This is a genomic window from Verrucomicrobiia bacterium, assembly GCA_019694135.1.
Classification (GTDB): Bacteria; Verrucomicrobiota; Verrucomicrobiia; order JADLBR01; family JAIBCM01; genus JAIBCM01.
On the sequence record JAIBCM010000001.1, the window covers coordinates 469,901 to 484,299 of the forward strand.

The window sequence follows — 14,399 nt, forward strand, 5'->3', positions numbered from 1 at the left end:
TGACACAGCAGGCTAATTTCTTTAAATAATTAGCCAAGGATTTTATCACCACAACTCCACCGGTCCCGCGGGTACGGGAATGTGATCCCGTTTCAAAACCGGCTTTTCCGATTCTAAAAATGAAGAAGACAGTGATCGCGGCTGAAACGGGGGTAATAAATTGCCAGAATCATCCAAAAACTGTTTTCGCCATTGTTGATAAACAAAAAGAATTTCTTCTAGCTCTTCGTGCGAACTTAAACGGGTAATGCGCTCGTTAAATAGTGCGTTAGGTCCAAACTGTTTGGCATACCACGGTCCCACTTTTCGAAACATTTTGCATCCCAATTCCTCTCCAAAAAATGCCACCATCAAATCCAAATGGCGCCGAACAATTTTAATGCGCTCATCAAAACTTTTTTCCGCAGGCTCTTGCCCTGTTTCAAAATAAAATTGAATGTCTCGAAAAATCCAAGGGTTATAAAAAGCGCCGCGACCAATGCTAATCCCTGTGCAACCTGTCGTCCCCACCATTTTTTTAGCAGCTTCCGGTGTTGTCACATCACCATTGCCAATCACCGGAATTTCCGGCACAGCTTCCACAACACGACGAATCCCATCTAAATTAACTCTACCTTTAAAACCTTGCTCTCGCGTACGACCATGCACAAAAATCGCTGCGACTCCTACATCCGCCAAGGCTTTCGCTAAATCCGGTGCGGTAATGGATTCCTCATCCCAACCCAGACGCATTTTGCAAGTAACAGGAATTTTAACAGCCCCTACCATTTGCCCCACTAGCTCTGCAGTGGCATGATAATCTCGCATCATCGAAGAACCGCCACCCGTTTTACAGACTTTATTAACAGGACAACCCATGTTCACATCCACCGAATGGATTCCGATCGATTCCAAGTAAATCGCCGCATCGCGCATTTCTTCCACAACCGAACCAAAAAGCTGAACGGCCAAAGGTTTATCTTCCATGCAACTTTCAATATACTTAAAAGCTCTAGGATTTTTTTCTAGAAGCGAGCGCGCATTGACTAACTCTGTCGTGCAAAGACCTACGCCGCCAATTTCGCGAATGATTCGTCGAAACGGCAAATTCGTATAACCCGCCAAGGGCGATAGAAAAAAAGCGCTTTCTAATTTTAAATTACCCAACTGCATTTTATTAAAATCTTAAAAGGGCCAATATTTTACCAACTCTTCCCAACCGAGTTTTCCTAAATTAACCCAAAAAATAATATAGCCAATCCCCAACAAAGTCACAAAAAAACCTGCCAAGGTAAAAATGCCATCCCTTTCTACTCGCCCTAAAGTTAGTAAAATAATGGCCAGAGCGGGAATCGTATTCGTAAAAGGAACGGGCAAAGGCAAACAAAGCATGAGCCCATTAAAAGCAATGACTATACCGATAATTCGAGCTAGCCCGAGATAACGCATCCAACGCAGCCGCGGTTTCACCATCTTTTCCAAAAAAGTAGCGACTCGAATTGCTCTGCTGACGATTTTTTCCAAAGTGGCATAAGAAATGTAAGCACGTTGCACTCGTTGCGGCAACCAAGGTCGTTTGCCTAAAGCCATACGAAATCCCAAAAATGCAATCGCCAACCCAAACGGAGTGGATAATCCCGGAATAGAAATCGGCACCGTAAAAGGCAGCGCGAATAAGATAATCAACAGCGCAAAACCACGACCTTTCAAAATTTGCCGCAATTGTCCAACGGTTAGTGGTTGGCCTTCAGCTTTTTCTAGAATTTTTTTTAAATCGCGACTGAGTCTACCCTCTCTGATGATTGTTTTTGAAAAAGGCATGAGATATCTCAATCGCGCTTCTTATTTTCTATCCAACGCGAAACAAACACCGAAGTCACGACAGCAGTAATTAAAACCGCACCAATCACACTTAAAGAAATAATGGTGGGAATCTCATAAAAATCAGCAATTAACATTTTAACTCCCACAAAACTCAAAACCACTGCCAAACCTGCTTTTAAGAAAATGAATTTCTGCATAAAGCTCGCCAGCAAGAAATAAAGTGAGCGCAACCCTAAAACGGCGCAAACATTGGATGTGTAAACAATAAATGGATCTTTCGTAATCGAAAAAATTGCAGGAATCGAATCCAAAGCAAAAATCAAATCAGTCGATTCTACCATGATCAAAACCAACATTAATGGAGTAAAAAATCGTTGACCATTTTTATGAACAACAAAATGTTTTCCCTCATAAGTATTAGTGAATGGAAAAACTTTTTTTGCCCAACGAAAAATCCAAATATTTTCCAAGTGCGCATCATCATCTTCCTTTTGAAAAAACATACGTAATCCCGTAATCACTAAAAACGCACCAAAAACATACATCACCCAATGAAATCGTTGAACCAGCACCACGCCCACCCCGATCATAATCCCACGCATAATCAAGGCCCCTAAGACACCCCAAAATAAAACAGTATGCTGATACTCCCGTGGAACTTTAAAATGTGTAAAAATGAGAACAAAAATAAAAATATTATCTACACTCAAGGAATATTCAATCAGGTAACCCGTAAAAAATTCCAAACCTTTGTCTGCTCCTTTCCAATGCCAGACAAAAGCGCAAAACGCCATAGAAAGCGCGATCCAAACAATACTCCACAGCAAAGACTCGCGGAAACTTACTTCATGCGCGCTCCGATGAAAAACAAAAAGATCCAACAAAAGTAAAATTAATATTCCAGCGTTGAACGCAATCCAAAAACTAAGGGGAGTTTCCATAGAGCAAGCATGTTACGCTAGCACAAAAAAATAAAACTACCAGCGCTATGCGTAAATCTCACTTTATCCACCATGGCGGATCGATCTTTGACCGACCCCCTTTACACTTTACCCATCACGTATGACTCGTTATTCTAGAATTAAGCGCCCATAGCTCAGGGGACTAGAGCAGCTGCCTTCTAAGCAGCGGGTCGATGGTTCGAATCCATCTGGGCGCGATTTCTTTTACGAGGTAGATTCCATAAGTTTGCTGAAATTTACTTGAACTTAAGGCCGTTTTGGTTACATGATTTTGGTTACATGTATGAAACGCATTAGAGACAAAGAAATAGCCGGACTTTACCAAAGAGGTAAGAATCTTAATTACACGTGGAAATATCGTGTTAATGGCCGCCAAAAATATTTGGCCACTCAAACCAATGATCTGGCTAAGGCGATTGAAATAGTTAGAGCATTCAAAGCCAGTCCATTTAAAGAAGCTGACAACGATTTCATTCAAGCTATTGAAAAGTTTATTAATTACAAAAAAGAAACTGTTAACTATTCCGACAATTCTGAACGCTGGGCGAGAAGCTCGCTTAAGAGTTTTGGAAACTTTTCTAAAAACGTTGATCCAAGTTTGGTTAATCCAGTTTTGATAAAAAAGTTTAAAGCGCATCTTGCTGGTAAAGTTGGAACAACCTCTGCCGACATTTGTCTTAGGGCTGTTAAATCTTTTTTTACTTGGTGTGTTAAAGTAGAAAAAATTTGTATAAACAGCCCGTTTGAAGGAATTAAAATTGGCTCTGGTTCCAAAAGCGCCAGAATTTCTTATTGCTCCAGAAAAACGAGGGATTTTATTTACGATAATTCTCCCAATGATGATCTTACCTTTATTCTTTTTTGTGGCTTCGATACTGGATTCAGAAAAGAGGAAATTATTTGTGCTAGGAGGGACTGGTTTTTTCTTGATGAGAAAATCCCCTATGTGAAAGTCAAGCAGGCACTTGCCCCGCCTAGACTTAGAAAAGGAGAAAAACCTTTTAGAATTAAAAATAAAAAAGAAAGAATAGTTCCTCTGACTAAAAAGTTTACTAATTTTCTCAAAAAATATCTTAAGAAACATAATCCTCTTGATTTTGCTTTGCAGCCAAAGGTTGGTTATGGTGAAGCTGTTTATCGCTATGATTTTAGGAGACCTTTTGAAGAATATATTAAATCTACTTGCTTGAAAGATTCCGAAGGAGAAAAAATTACTACGCATACTATGAGACACACTTTTGCTAGTCTTTTGCTTTCTCACGAAAAGGTATCTCTCTTTGACGTAGCTAAATACCTGGGCGACACGGTCAATGTTGCAGAAACTAATTATGCACACTTTATTCCAGCCAAAAACAAGACCGAGTATTTGCATAAAAAATAATTTTACTTTTTAATTTCCCAGTTTTTCTCTTTCGCAATGTCGATATATTCATCGAGATCGTTCTTATCGTAGCAAATGTATCCCCTGCGTTCTTTAGCTGGTTTTAATCCCATCTTGCACAACTCTTTAAGATTTGTCCCGCCAGCCACATATAGCTCGGCATCTTCGTTGGCAAGAAGCCTAGGGCCTAGTGCTGCTACTTTTAATAATTTTGCAAGTGTCATATTTTTATACCTCCACTAATTTCTTATTAAACTCCATCTCCTCCTGACACTCCTCTAGCGTCATTTCTTCAATACCAACAAGCTCTCCAGTATCATTTCGATAAATAGATTTCTTTTGAAGAAACGGCTCGTGGAATTTTACCGCACACTCAATTTCCCGATCCTCAACCTTGCAAATAATTAAATCAGAAAGTTCCGTTGACCTTTTTTCCAGTTGTTTAATTTGCTTGGAATATTTCTTAAGAAGTTCTTTTTTAATAAACTTCATTTTTTGGAGTTCGTTTCTGCAAGAAGAAATTTCTTCTGCGGCTCTGATGAGGTCTTTGTTACTTAAACGACACTCCAGAAAGCGTTTTTCGATTTTGGTTTTCATTTTAGAATGGGATATCATCTAACTCTTCTTCTTTTGCTGGATTGGTTGATTTATTATCCTGTGCAGTGACGATATAATCTACGACATGGTTGCGCTCTTCGCCTGTTTCCTCATTTGTTTCGATTCCGATTTTTACGTAACCAGTTCTGCCTTGATAGGCATTCTCATTCGGATTAATTTCGCCAGCTTCGTATGAGGATGAAAGCCCAGCGGTATCGCAAAAATGTTTTAGCTTCCACTCACTAAACCATTCAGCAAAGTAGTCATAAACGTGTTTATCAAAATCGGGCCCATGCACATTTAGTTTTAGTTTTACCATTTCTTTGCCAGCATTCTTTTTAGATTTTGAAAACTGGATATCAGATTCTAAAACGGTGAATGGATATGTTCCTGATGGCAACGGTTTGAATCCGCCGCTAATTTCGCTTTCTTTTTTGGGTGTGAATTTCATAGATTATTTAATTTTAGATTTTAATGATTCGATGATTTTATTTGCTTGTTCGGTGTTAAACTCACTGAAATTTTCTGCGTTAGCTTTTTCAAGCCACTTTTCAGTGGTTTCTTTGTCAATTTTTAATAGATCAACAAGACGAATGATTTCGGCTACTTGCTCGGCGCTAGCCAAGACAATTTGTGACACATCCTTTTCGATAATGTCTTTTCCGTAACGCTCGGCAAATTCTGGGTAATCCAATTTAAACTGCTCTGCTTCTGGAAACCCAATCAATCTTGACTTCTTTATCGTGGCTAAACGCTGTGGCCCGCGTTTGCTTATCTGCAAGGCAAGATCAAGCTCGTAAATTAACTTGTCGTATGTGTCGGCAACCTTTCCAACCTCAACGCGCTGTCCGCTTCCGTCTTGTCCCCACTCCGCTTTTTCGTGAGCAACAAAAATAACATTCATATCTAGGCGGTGCACCGCCGCGATTAATCGTCTCATAAATTGGATAGCTGGTTTTTTATCAGCGCCGAAAGCATTCTTATCTCCTAACCGCTCTCCTTCATTGGCGATAGATGTCAGGAACGGCTTTGTGATTGAGTCAACAACAACAGTCTTATATTGGTGTTTCTCAGTTGAAAGTGCCTTAAACTGTTCAATGATCGTGTTAAAGTCATTTGCACCCTCCTCCGGCCCCAAGTAGCTGCCTCCAGATCTTTTTAGTCGTTCCATGTAGTGAGCGCGCGAGGCTCCACCTTCTGTATCAATGTAGTAAACCAAGGGGAACGATAGGCTAAACCAAGTTTTGCCTACTCCGCTTGGCCCATATATAACCATTTGCGGCTTGCGCGGTTCTGCCGTCTGTGGATTTTTTGCTTTCAGTTTTGACATATTTCTCCTGGTTTTTTGTTTTTTTAACTATGACATCTCAATATAATCATTATTTCTTCCGTCTACGTATCTTTGAAATTGAATTTCCAAGCAAGCCGCTTGAATGGCGTCTTCCTCTTTTATATATTTAATCCGAATTGGTTTCCCCTTTTTGTTGTAGAGAGCCAAAATTTCAAAATCCATTAATTGCTCTTCACCCAACAATTTGTCGGGGTTGTCGCTAAATTCTATACGAACTTCGCAATCTAATATTTCGCCAAGTTTTTCGCTGTAGACTTCAACGGTGAGTTTCATAATTTTGTTATTAATTGACCAATAATTAATCCGATAACAAAGATTGCTACAGCCCTTAGTTTTCTTCTTCGAGAATTCCTAAGTAGGATAAATTCATTCATGCCAAAGAGTGTTAATGGAAATTTAATTCTCATAATTTTCTCCAAAGCAACAAGGCCGAGAGCAAATGCCAAGGAACGGGCGATCCAATATCCGCCCCCGGCCTTCGTTGCGAGTGTCTAGTAACTGTTTGGTGTTGCCCGCTCATATTCTCTTCTTGGCTAGAGTTTCCTTTTCCCCTGCTTGGAATGCAAAATTGGGTGTCTAACACCTCGGCACAAAAAAATTTTCAATATTTCTGTCACTGTCTTTTTTTCCTTATTTGCAATTTTTTTTATTGATGCTCCAAGATCACGATTTACCCAAGCGGAGATATGATCTTGTTTTCTCATGCGTTAAGTAACCTAGCAGGTGTTAGACACCTCGTCAACAAAAAAAATAAAAATTATTTTTCGTGAGGGAGTTTTTTTGTTTTTTCATAAATTTTAACCTCCTTTTTTAGAATAGACTCAATGATTTCTGTCAAAGATTTGCTTTCCGTGCGAGCAATTAATTCAATTTCTTTTTTCAATTTTTTAGGAATATACCCTCCGATTTGAACTTTTTCTCGTGAACGTTGATTCGGCATATGGGTGTATAACACCGCTTTGATAAAAAGTCAAATAATTTTCAAGAAAAATTACTATGATTTCAGAAATAGTTTTATTGTTAGCTTCCGCAATTTTTTCAATATCCAAAAAAGTTTTTTTTGGAATTTTTATGTCACTTATTACTTCCATGTCGTAAATTTTTTTCAAAAAATAAACTTTTTTGTTTTTTATCAAAGCAAAAAAAGGTAGACCTCTGAAATATTTAACATTCAAACTCTTACATTGAAAGGTCTACCTTTTTAGGTTAAATTTATTTGGGTGATCTTACATGAAGCGGGACAAAACAATCTCTTTTAAAAGTTATAAAGAACTAGATAGGCTTCTCAAGGTTTTGGCCAAAATCCAGAAATTAACCCTTAGTACATGGTTAGAAAAAAAAATTATTGAAGTCCTTAGTTTTGGCAGTAATACTATAGCCCCAGTGGAATCTGGATTTCAAAATTTATGGTTAAATCCAAAAGGCAAGGTTTATCATGTTCCATCTATGGGTCATGGTATTTATTCTATAAAACTTTGTAATTGTTCTCCTTTTGATTTGATTAATAAAAGAGGCTGGTGCGCATTAGCCTTTAACCAGTGGTTTTTCTCAAAGAAGATTACAAAAGCACAATTTAATTTCATAACGGATTGGTGCACCACCAATAAGGTTGATTTACCCAAAGACATCCCATTAGCAGACAATGCCAATCTACGATCCTAAAACCGCTCGCAAACATTTTATCGAGGATGTGCTGAATAATCAACCAGCACGTCATGATCTGCCTGTAGTTCATAGGACATTTTGGGGGACTCCATCCTCAATGGAGTTAAACGCGCAAGCGCTTATTGGGGTGCGCCCACACCCGGATCAATGGGTTTTCTGGTGGCTAAATTTAGTTGGTGAAATGGAGCCGGATGAAAACTATTCACCAAAAAATTTAAAGAATCTAAATATTATGTGTCCCCAATGTGGTAACGAGATTTATTTGTGATGAATAATATAATATATTAATTCAATAACATTCACCTCAAAAAATATTTTCATTTTTTTCTTTAGACTCTTCTTGAGAAAGAAGGTAACGCAAAAAATCTGAAAAATTATCAAAGCCCAACTGCTTGGCACGTTTCAATGCCCACTCCAACTGTTTCTTGTGGATTTTGATTGTTTTTTGCTTTTTATTGACGTCAGGTCGATTTGGCATAAATTTAAGCATTACAATGTAAATTATGGTATTGCCCGTCAAGACACTTTTAAATTTCCATAGTTGCCTTTTAACTAAAAGCTGTTAGCCTTGATTTTATGATGAAAACAAAATTAAAATTATTTTTAATTGGACTGTTTTTTTCTTTTGTGTTCGCCGGACTGTCTGAGTCCATACCGAAATCTGAGCCAAAGCGGATCTATGAAGGAGTCAGTTTTAGCACTAACATTAGCGGATTAGCGCCGAGAGAGATTTATAGTGCAAGCAGAATTTATGTTCATGTAATATCTAACGATCAAGTGATTGCCTTTGTCACCAAGGGAGGAAGCATTGATAGCGGAGACACTTATTATAGGCTTACTGGAACACTTCAAAAAGGAACTCTGACGCTATCCGGTAAAGAGGAATATAGTTTCATTGATCCACAAACTAACACAGTAGTAGTTACTACCTTACTAACTGGCAGCGGGAAGATTTCTAAAAAAGAAAACATGGTAAATTGCTCAATCAGTTCACCATCCGAGAAACTTGATTTCACATTTTACTTAAGTCGAATCAAATAAGTTAATTGCTTCGAATTCGAGGTTATTGATTTAAAGCTTCCATTCTTCGCCTAAATTCTCTGTCCAACATTTGCACTGCGGTTGAATATGATATTCCAGGATTTCTGGCGATAATTTGGTCGATCATTCTTGCACGAGAAATTTCGTTTGGCGAGATCGTGCCAGCTCCTCGAATTCCCACGGAACGCTCAAGCTGTTTTCTTTCCATGAGTCTGTCAACCTCTTTTGTTCGAGGCATGGTTGGGAAGGTTCGTGCTAATTCCTCTCTTTGTCGTGCAGTAACCTTTGTTCCTAGTCGCAATGGATCGACGGGGGTTTGTCTTTCTTGAACAATCTCAGTAATTCGAGGCAGGGCAACTTTTGCCTTAAAATAAGGGTCTTGATTTTCACGTTCGAGTAGTGCCGTTCGAACATCTTCAACCTTGCCGTCTTGAAGAAGGTCGGCCATATCTCGATAAAAGCTTTGCAGTTGACGAGATTGAATTTTCTCGGATCGCTTCTGTAATCGGATCTGTTCTTTTTTAGCTGATATTTCTCTTGGGCGAAAACCTAAAGCTAACAAAATTTTATCTGCATCAGACACTTCCAGAACTTTTTTCCCTGCACCATCCACCAACGACCAATCGTTGCGAGCCATTCCTATTGCTTGACGAAAGGCGTTTGGAACCACTTTTTGAAACGCATCCAAGTAATTCCCTTGAGCGCCTTGGCTCACGGCGCCGAACCAATCTCCAATCATGGAACCCGCTGGACCAAAAGCCGCCTCTGGGGTAATGCCATTCATATTATCAATGCCCAAAACGTTTCCCAGCCCGAAGCGACCTGAAACATCAATACCGGTCAAGGCTGTAAGCGGCCCCTTTAAAGCCATGTCAGCCAAGAAATTCCCCATCTCATCGTCCTCACCAGCTAGAGACGCCACCATCTTGCGCATGTCTTCTTCTAAATTAAGATTTGGGAAAATCTGTTGCAGGACACCGATAGCCGCTCCTGCTCCAGGCAGTCCCAGCGCACCAGCCATGACAGCTTGTGTTGCCAGCATCTGACCTAACGCCTTACGAGAATTTTTAACTTGCTCTGCTGATAGCTCAGGATTTCTTCCTAAACTGTCAGACAACATTCTTCCCATCATGGAGAACATCGAAACGGTGTAATGTTGCAGAGAGTAAAGAACGCCAACAGGCGATGACGCTTTACCAAGATGACTAAAGAAAAGAGGCCGTCCTGCCTGCCCTCCAGCAAACATGGTTGCCCGAACTGTGCGCACGCCGTAATCGTAAGCCTCTGCGCTATCCATTCCCCTTGATCTAGCAAGCTTATATCCAGCAGTAAAAGCCAGGCGCGAGTTTATATTGGAAGCTTGAGAATAAAGAAAGCGCGCGCCCTTGGCGTAAGCATAAAACGGACTAGCCAACATATCACCAACCTTATAAAGACCTTTACGATCTTCTCCAAGTCGACGAATATTCATTAATGTTGCATCGTTTCCAAGTTCGTTAAATTGCTCTAAAATTCCAGTGCTAATTTCTTTAGTTTCCTCCGCTCGTTTCCAAGCCTCAGCCAGTTCGGCATCTACCTTTTTACCTGTCGACCATTTGGCGATTTCTGCAGCAGCATCTTTCATTAAGCGATAGCTACCGCCAATTCCAGCGCCTTGCTCTGTCAACCAGGGCGCCAGGCTTAACATACCTTGACTGCCTTCAACCAATAACGAGGAAACATTGCCGCCTAAATAAGTGTGGAAAATTAAATTTTTAATTGTGCGAGCAGCAGGACTATCTGGGGTGGCATTAATGACAGAGTAAGCGTATTGATTTAATAATCGCTTCATATTGCCTTGAGCATCTGCCTCAGTAAGCTTGGGATCGCGAAGTAAAAGCGAAACTTCTTCACGAGTTTTTTGGCGAGCCGCGCCCGTTGCAGCTCCATAAATATAATTCATGATGCCGTCGACAAAGTCCAATGACTCTCGGCCTTCTGCTAATTTTCTTCGGCTTAAATGTCCGCCATAGCGCCGCGCAGAAATTTCTCGAAGAGCTGCTGTGCCAGGAGAAAAGTTCTTAGAAAATTCTTCAAATGTCTCGTCGCTTACTTTATTTTTAATTGCGTCAAAGGCAGCCTGTTCAAATTTTTGAAATGACTCAACAACATCTCGACTTGCTCCACCAAATTCTTCACGAGAGGCATACCGATCTGAAATTCGAACATCAATTTTACCTTCCTGCTTCAATCTATTCAAAACATCCAGCGCCTCTTTTTCGTTTTTTGCGCCGATACTTCCAGATTTTAATTTGCCATCCTCTTGACGACTTCTAAATAAAACTATCCAAGGATCATTTCTTGTTTCTGGCGTAAACCAAGGCTTTTCAGAAATTCGCTCCGAGGTTTCTTGAAATTTTTTAATGACCGGCTCCAATGATCTTTCAATCTCACTTACTCGCCCCTCTCCTAATTGTGCCTTCCATTGCATCATTTCTTGATTCGCCAATTCTGCCTCAGCAGGATTAGCGCTTTTCTGCTTAATAATGCTGTCTGTGAGTCTACTTCCAAGATCACCAGCATCTCGAGATTTCAGTGTGGCATCTTGATTCATTAAAATATGAGAAGTGATAGAATCCATCGAACTCTTTAATCCCCTCACCAAAACTTGAGAAACCTTGGGCATCACATCTTGAGTAATGGAGTGAAACATTTTTGCGGCGTTTCTCGTATTTGCATCGAAGCTTGCAAGACGCTTATCAATCTCGGCGTCATCCATCACTTTTTCATTTTCATTTTGCCAAAGGAAAATTTTGTTTAGCGCCTCTTTAACTTTGCTATTAGTCTGAACAGTTCTTATCACCGAATTTTTAGAATCCAATCTAACCTCTTTGCCACTCTTAACATCAATCATGAAAGGCGTCACAAGTGCATTAGCTGCGTCCTGTGCGTAGGATCGGAAGTTGAAAACCGTGTTAATAATTGGTCGCGCGATAGGATGGCGTTCTGCAAATTGAAAGGCAGACATGAACATCTCAAGCGCTTTTGGCCTATAGCCGATATAAGTTCGATAGTCTTTAGTTTCTTCCACTGGGTCAAAGCCAATTTTCTTTCTAAAATCCTGAACTGCTTTGTTGAAGGTTGGAGCATCAAAAGATTTAATGCCAATCGAGTTTAAATCATTTTTTAGAATACTGTCGATTGATTTGCTGGCTTGTTTGTAATCAGTATTAATTTTATCGCCCCAAACCTCTTGCCATTTAGCGGCTACTCCTGACGGGGTGATACTACTTTCAATTTCCCCAGCCCTTGCAATGGCGCTTGCTATTTCTTCACGAGTTTTTAAAATCTGTTTTAAATTTCCGCCAACTTGTTCAAGCAAATCTCCAACTCCAACCTGTTTTCCAGCGATTGAAAGTTTAGTGTCTGGATTTGAAATTTTATAAAATGAAGAAATAGCTGGCATAGCTTCAGCTAAATCACGATAAATCATAGAGCCGAATTCTGCTATGTGAGGATCGGAAAAACGAAGCATATCCTTGAAATCCTTCATCATAGTTTCCGAGCGTTTGGGTGAAGCTGTGCCGAGCGCTAATAAACTAGAAAAGGTGGAAAGAAACTCTTCGCTATCTTTTGAAGAAGAATCTGAAATGTGTTCAAGATATTGCTTAATCTGACTATTTTTAGAACGAACTCCTTGAGGCACTAATATATCAAGTGCGTCTTTCAGGTAAGTTTTTCTCAACTCAAGCGGAATGTCTTCAACTGCGTCGAAAGTTTGTTTTAAAATTTCGTTTCGTTTAGGATCAAGAACCCCTCTTTTATAGGAATCAAATGTAGCATGAAAAGCTTCATGACCCAGAACGAAGAATTTCTCGAAGAGGTTAAACGGTTCTGCAAATTCTCCCTTAACTGCCTGGCTTTTATTTAACCCAATAACACCCTCTTCTGAGTTCAGGGCAGCAAAAATTCCGCGCTTCGTTTCATCGCTTATCGTCGCGATGACACTTTGATTTGAAAAACCATTTAATAATCTATCAGTGAAAGCCACACGATCAGCCAAGGCTTGATCTCTAAATCCTTGCTCGGAAAAATAACGCGCAAACCATCGCTGCTGATTTAACTGAGGAAGGGGATCGTTTAACTCCTTATCTAGTGCAGCCTTAGCATAGGGATTATTTTGAATGCTATCATAAGCCGCTTTGGCTTCTTCCGGTTTTTGACCAGTAACTTGCTCTAAGCGTTTAACAGGATCAACTTGAGCAGATAGTGTTTCTGCATCTGGCGTTCCAGTTTCAGAACTTGTTCGTGGTTTAGTAACTGGTGCGCCAGAATTCACAGCCAAATCTATCGCCTCTTCTGGACTTTTGCCTTGGTCTAAATTTTCTTGAATTCGTCGGTTAATCTCTGGCTCAACCGGTCCAGGCTCAAGCCCTTTTTCTTTGGCTGTGTCAGTTAAAAGTTTTTGGTTGGACGCCCAATTAAGTAAATGACTATTAACTGTGTTGTTTTGCTCGGCAACTGAACCTTCTGGTCTGATAGCCAATCCAGAAAAGTTTCTATCCCATCCCTCAATAACAGTTGGCACAATCTCTCTTGTATCAGGTGGCGACGGCGCAGCCCAAACATCAATGGGTCTGGTTGTGGTTAATCCAGTTCCGGTTTTGTCATGTGCGGATATTATGGTCGGAACTATGGCTCTTTCTGTAACATCAGAAGTTGCAGGTGCGGCTTCTGCTTCTACGGGTTCTTGCTCAATCTGGGATCGGCGCGCCTCGGCTTCGCGAATTCGTTGAACTTCTCCTTCTGAAATTCCAATTCTTTTACCGTCCACTTTTGGACCTTTCACGAGATAGGGAATATCCATGAAAGCGTAAGGGAGATTCATGATAGCGTTTTTCGCCAGCGACCCAATGGTGATGGGTTGAAAGCCTTCACCTTGCGCTAAAGATTGTGCTTGAGTCCCAATCTCCTGAGCGCCCTGTTGAGCGGCTTGCCCTGCTAAGTATTCAATCCCTCTTTCCACAGGGATAAAAGCTTTTCGACTGCTAATAACCCCATCGGCCAGCTTTTTAGCAAAAAGTGATTTAGTAATGGTTTTGCCAGCGACACCCTCTCCAAATTTTCCGACTGCTGGCAGTGCAGCCGCCACACCACCCGATATAAGTGAAGCCCCAATGGAGTCCGTGTCAGTGTAAGTTCTAGCGGCAGCGTCCGCCCCTAATGCTGCGGCTCCTCCAATAGGGCCACCTAAAGCTGTGCCTGCTGCACCCACTGCGAGCGTGCGAGGAATTTCTTTAGCGGTTTGGCCAAGCTCCTCTTCATATTGAGGCGCAACCAACCTTCCGATTCCTCGACCAAATGATTCTGCAACCCCTGGAACACCCGTGGCTTCCAAGGCTTGATCTATCCCGTAGGATGCTCTTTTAACAAGACTGTTATTAATCCCCTGTTGATAGCGATTTGATCCTGTCGCATCATTCATGAAACGAGAGTATTCTTCCAATGACATATTGGAAAAACGGGGAATCGACCGCTTGGCATTTTCGTGCTCCTCACGAATTTTGTCGTAGGGAAGCGGCCGATTCAGATCAAAGGGCGACTCCAACAAAGTAGGCAT

At 40.7% G+C, this 14,399-nt stretch carries 14 protein-coding genes and 1 tRNA gene; 4 read left to right on the forward strand and 11 right to left on the reverse strand.

Features of this window, described 5'->3' with window-relative positions; genetic code table 11:
• Positions 1-45 precede the first annotated feature (45 nt).
• The 3 genes from dusB to K1X66_02255 are packed head-to-tail and all read right to left on the reverse strand — an operon-like array spanning position 46 to position 2,744.
• Positions 46-1,152, reverse strand: a complete 1,107-nt coding sequence (dusB, locus tag K1X66_02245) for a tRNA dihydrouridine synthase DusB (GenBank protein MBX7157196.1) — start codon at positions 1,150-1,152, stop codon at positions 46-48.
• Positions 1,153-1,164: 12 nt separating this feature from the next.
• Positions 1,165-1,800 carry an exopolysaccharide biosynthesis protein gene (locus K1X66_02250; protein ID MBX7157197.1) on the reverse strand — a complete coding sequence of 212 codons (636 nt, stop codon included), beginning with the start codon at positions 1,798-1,800 and terminating at the stop codon, positions 1,165-1,167.
• A gap of 8 nt (positions 1,801-1,808) precedes the next feature.
• Entirely contained in the window at positions 1,809-2,744 is a 936-nt protein-coding gene (locus K1X66_02255) for a TerC family protein (protein ID MBX7157198.1), read from the reverse strand.
• Positions 2,745-2,888: 144 nt separating this feature from the next.
• Here K1X66_02255 and K1X66_02260 point away from each other — a divergent pair.
• Together K1X66_02260 and K1X66_02265 are read left to right on the forward strand one after the other, a co-directional pair.
• A tRNA-Arg gene (locus tag K1X66_02260) sits at positions 2,889-2,962 on the forward strand.
• A gap of 86 nt (positions 2,963-3,048) precedes the next feature.
• The gene (locus K1X66_02265) at positions 3,049-4,146 is read left to right on the forward strand and encodes a site-specific integrase (GenBank protein ID MBX7157199.1); all 1,098 of its coding nucleotides are present in this window, start codon (positions 3,049-3,051) and stop codon (positions 4,144-4,146) included.
• A gap of 2 nt (positions 4,147-4,148) precedes the next feature.
• Here K1X66_02265 and K1X66_02270 read toward each other — a convergent pair whose 3' ends face one another.
• From K1X66_02270 to K1X66_02295, 6 genes are all read right to left on the reverse strand, one after another.
• Positions 4,149-4,370, reverse strand: coding sequence for a hypothetical protein (locus tag K1X66_02270; GenBank protein MBX7157200.1), 222 nt, complete (start codon positions 4,368-4,370; stop codon positions 4,149-4,151).
• Between the two features lie 4 nt (positions 4,371-4,374).
• Entirely contained in the window at positions 4,375-4,743 is a 369-nt protein-coding gene (locus K1X66_02275; protein MBX7157201.1) for a hypothetical protein, read from the reverse strand.
• A gap of 1 nt (position 4,744) precedes the next feature.
• Entirely contained in the window at positions 4,745-5,194 is a 450-nt protein-coding gene (locus K1X66_02280) for a hypothetical protein (protein MBX7157202.1), read from the reverse strand.
• 3 nt (positions 5,195-5,197) lie between these two features.
• Positions 5,198-6,073: an ATP-binding protein gene (locus K1X66_02285; GenBank protein ID MBX7157203.1), complete on the reverse strand. Its 876-nt coding sequence runs from the start codon at positions 6,071-6,073 to the stop codon at positions 5,198-5,200.
• A 27-nt stretch (positions 6,074-6,100) separates the two neighbouring features.
• The gene (locus K1X66_02290) at positions 6,101-6,367 is read right to left on the reverse strand and encodes a hypothetical protein (GenBank protein MBX7157204.1); all 267 of its coding nucleotides are present in this window, start codon (positions 6,365-6,367) and stop codon (positions 6,101-6,103) included.
• A gap of 484 nt (positions 6,368-6,851) precedes the next feature.
• Positions 6,852-7,034, reverse strand: a complete 183-nt coding sequence (locus K1X66_02295; protein ID MBX7157205.1) for a hypothetical protein — start codon at positions 7,032-7,034, stop codon at positions 6,852-6,854.
• A 290-nt stretch (positions 7,035-7,324) separates the two neighbouring features.
• Between K1X66_02295 and K1X66_02300 the strand changes: the two genes are divergently transcribed.
• Positions 7,325-7,756, forward strand: coding sequence for a hypothetical protein (locus K1X66_02300; GenBank protein MBX7157206.1), 432 nt, complete (start codon positions 7,325-7,327; stop codon positions 7,754-7,756).
• Between the two features lie 307 nt (positions 7,757-8,063).
• On the opposite strand, the gene K1X66_02305 is transcribed toward K1X66_02300, so the two are convergent.
• A complete protein-coding gene (locus K1X66_02305) occupies positions 8,064-8,237 on the reverse strand; it encodes a hypothetical protein (GenBank protein MBX7157207.1) in 174 nt (57 codons plus the stop codon).
• A 98-nt stretch (positions 8,238-8,335) separates the two neighbouring features.
• Here K1X66_02305 and K1X66_02310 point away from each other — a divergent pair, with 98 nt between their 5' ends.
• Positions 8,336-8,800, forward strand: coding sequence for a hypothetical protein (locus tag K1X66_02310; protein MBX7157208.1), 465 nt, complete (start codon positions 8,336-8,338; stop codon positions 8,798-8,800).
• Between the two features lie 22 nt (positions 8,801-8,822).
• Here the strand turns inward: K1X66_02310 and K1X66_02315 are convergent, their stop codons facing one another.
• Positions 8,823-14,399: a PLxRFG domain-containing protein gene (locus K1X66_02315; GenBank protein ID MBX7157209.1), complete on the reverse strand. Its 5,577-nt coding sequence runs from the start codon at positions 14,397-14,399 to the stop codon at positions 8,823-8,825.

Excerpts from the sequence above, each read along its gene's own strand:
- dusB (MBX7157196.1), bottom strand. The coding sequence starts at position 1,152 with ATGCAGTTGGGTAATTTAAAATTAGAAAGCGCTTTTTTTCTATCGCCC.
- K1X66_02250 (MBX7157197.1), bottom strand. The coding sequence starts at position 1,800 with ATGCCTTTTTCAAAAACAATCATCAGAGAGGGTAGACTCAGTCGCGAT.
- K1X66_02255 (MBX7157198.1), bottom strand. The coding sequence starts at position 2,744 with ATGGAAACTCCCCTTAGTTTTTGGATTGCGTTCAACGCTGGAATATTA.
- K1X66_02265 (MBX7157199.1), top strand. The coding sequence starts at position 3,049 with ATGAAACGCATTAGAGACAAAGAAATAGCCGGACTTTACCAAAGAGGT.
- K1X66_02270 (MBX7157200.1), bottom strand. The coding sequence starts at position 4,370 with ATGACACTTGCAAAATTATTAAAAGTAGCAGCACTAGGCCCTAGGCTT.
- K1X66_02275 (MBX7157201.1), bottom strand. The coding sequence starts at position 4,743 with ATGAAAACCAAAATCGAAAAACGCTTTCTGGAGTGTCGTTTAAGTAAC.
- K1X66_02280 (MBX7157202.1), bottom strand. The coding sequence starts at position 5,194 with ATGAAATTCACACCCAAAAAAGAAAGCGAAATTAGCGGCGGATTCAAA.
- K1X66_02285 (MBX7157203.1), bottom strand. The coding sequence starts at position 6,073 with ATGTCAAAACTGAAAGCAAAAAATCCACAGACGGCAGAACCGCGCAAG.
- K1X66_02290 (MBX7157204.1), bottom strand. The coding sequence starts at position 6,367 with ATGAAACTCACCGTTGAAGTCTACAGCGAAAAACTTGGCGAAATATTA.
- K1X66_02295 (MBX7157205.1), bottom strand. The coding sequence starts at position 7,034 with ATGCCGAATCAACGTTCACGAGAAAAAGTTCAAATCGGAGGGTATATT.
- K1X66_02300 (MBX7157206.1), top strand. The coding sequence starts at position 7,325 with ATGAAGCGGGACAAAACAATCTCTTTTAAAAGTTATAAAGAACTAGAT.
- K1X66_02305 (MBX7157207.1), bottom strand. The coding sequence starts at position 8,237 with ATGCCAAATCGACCTGACGTCAATAAAAAGCAAAAAACAATCAAAATC.
- K1X66_02310 (MBX7157208.1), top strand. The coding sequence starts at position 8,336 with ATGATGAAAACAAAATTAAAATTATTTTTAATTGGACTGTTTTTTTCT.
- K1X66_02315 (MBX7157209.1), bottom strand. The coding sequence starts at position 14,399 with ATGCCTACTTTGTTGGAGTCGCCCTTTGATCTGAATCGGCCGCTTCCC.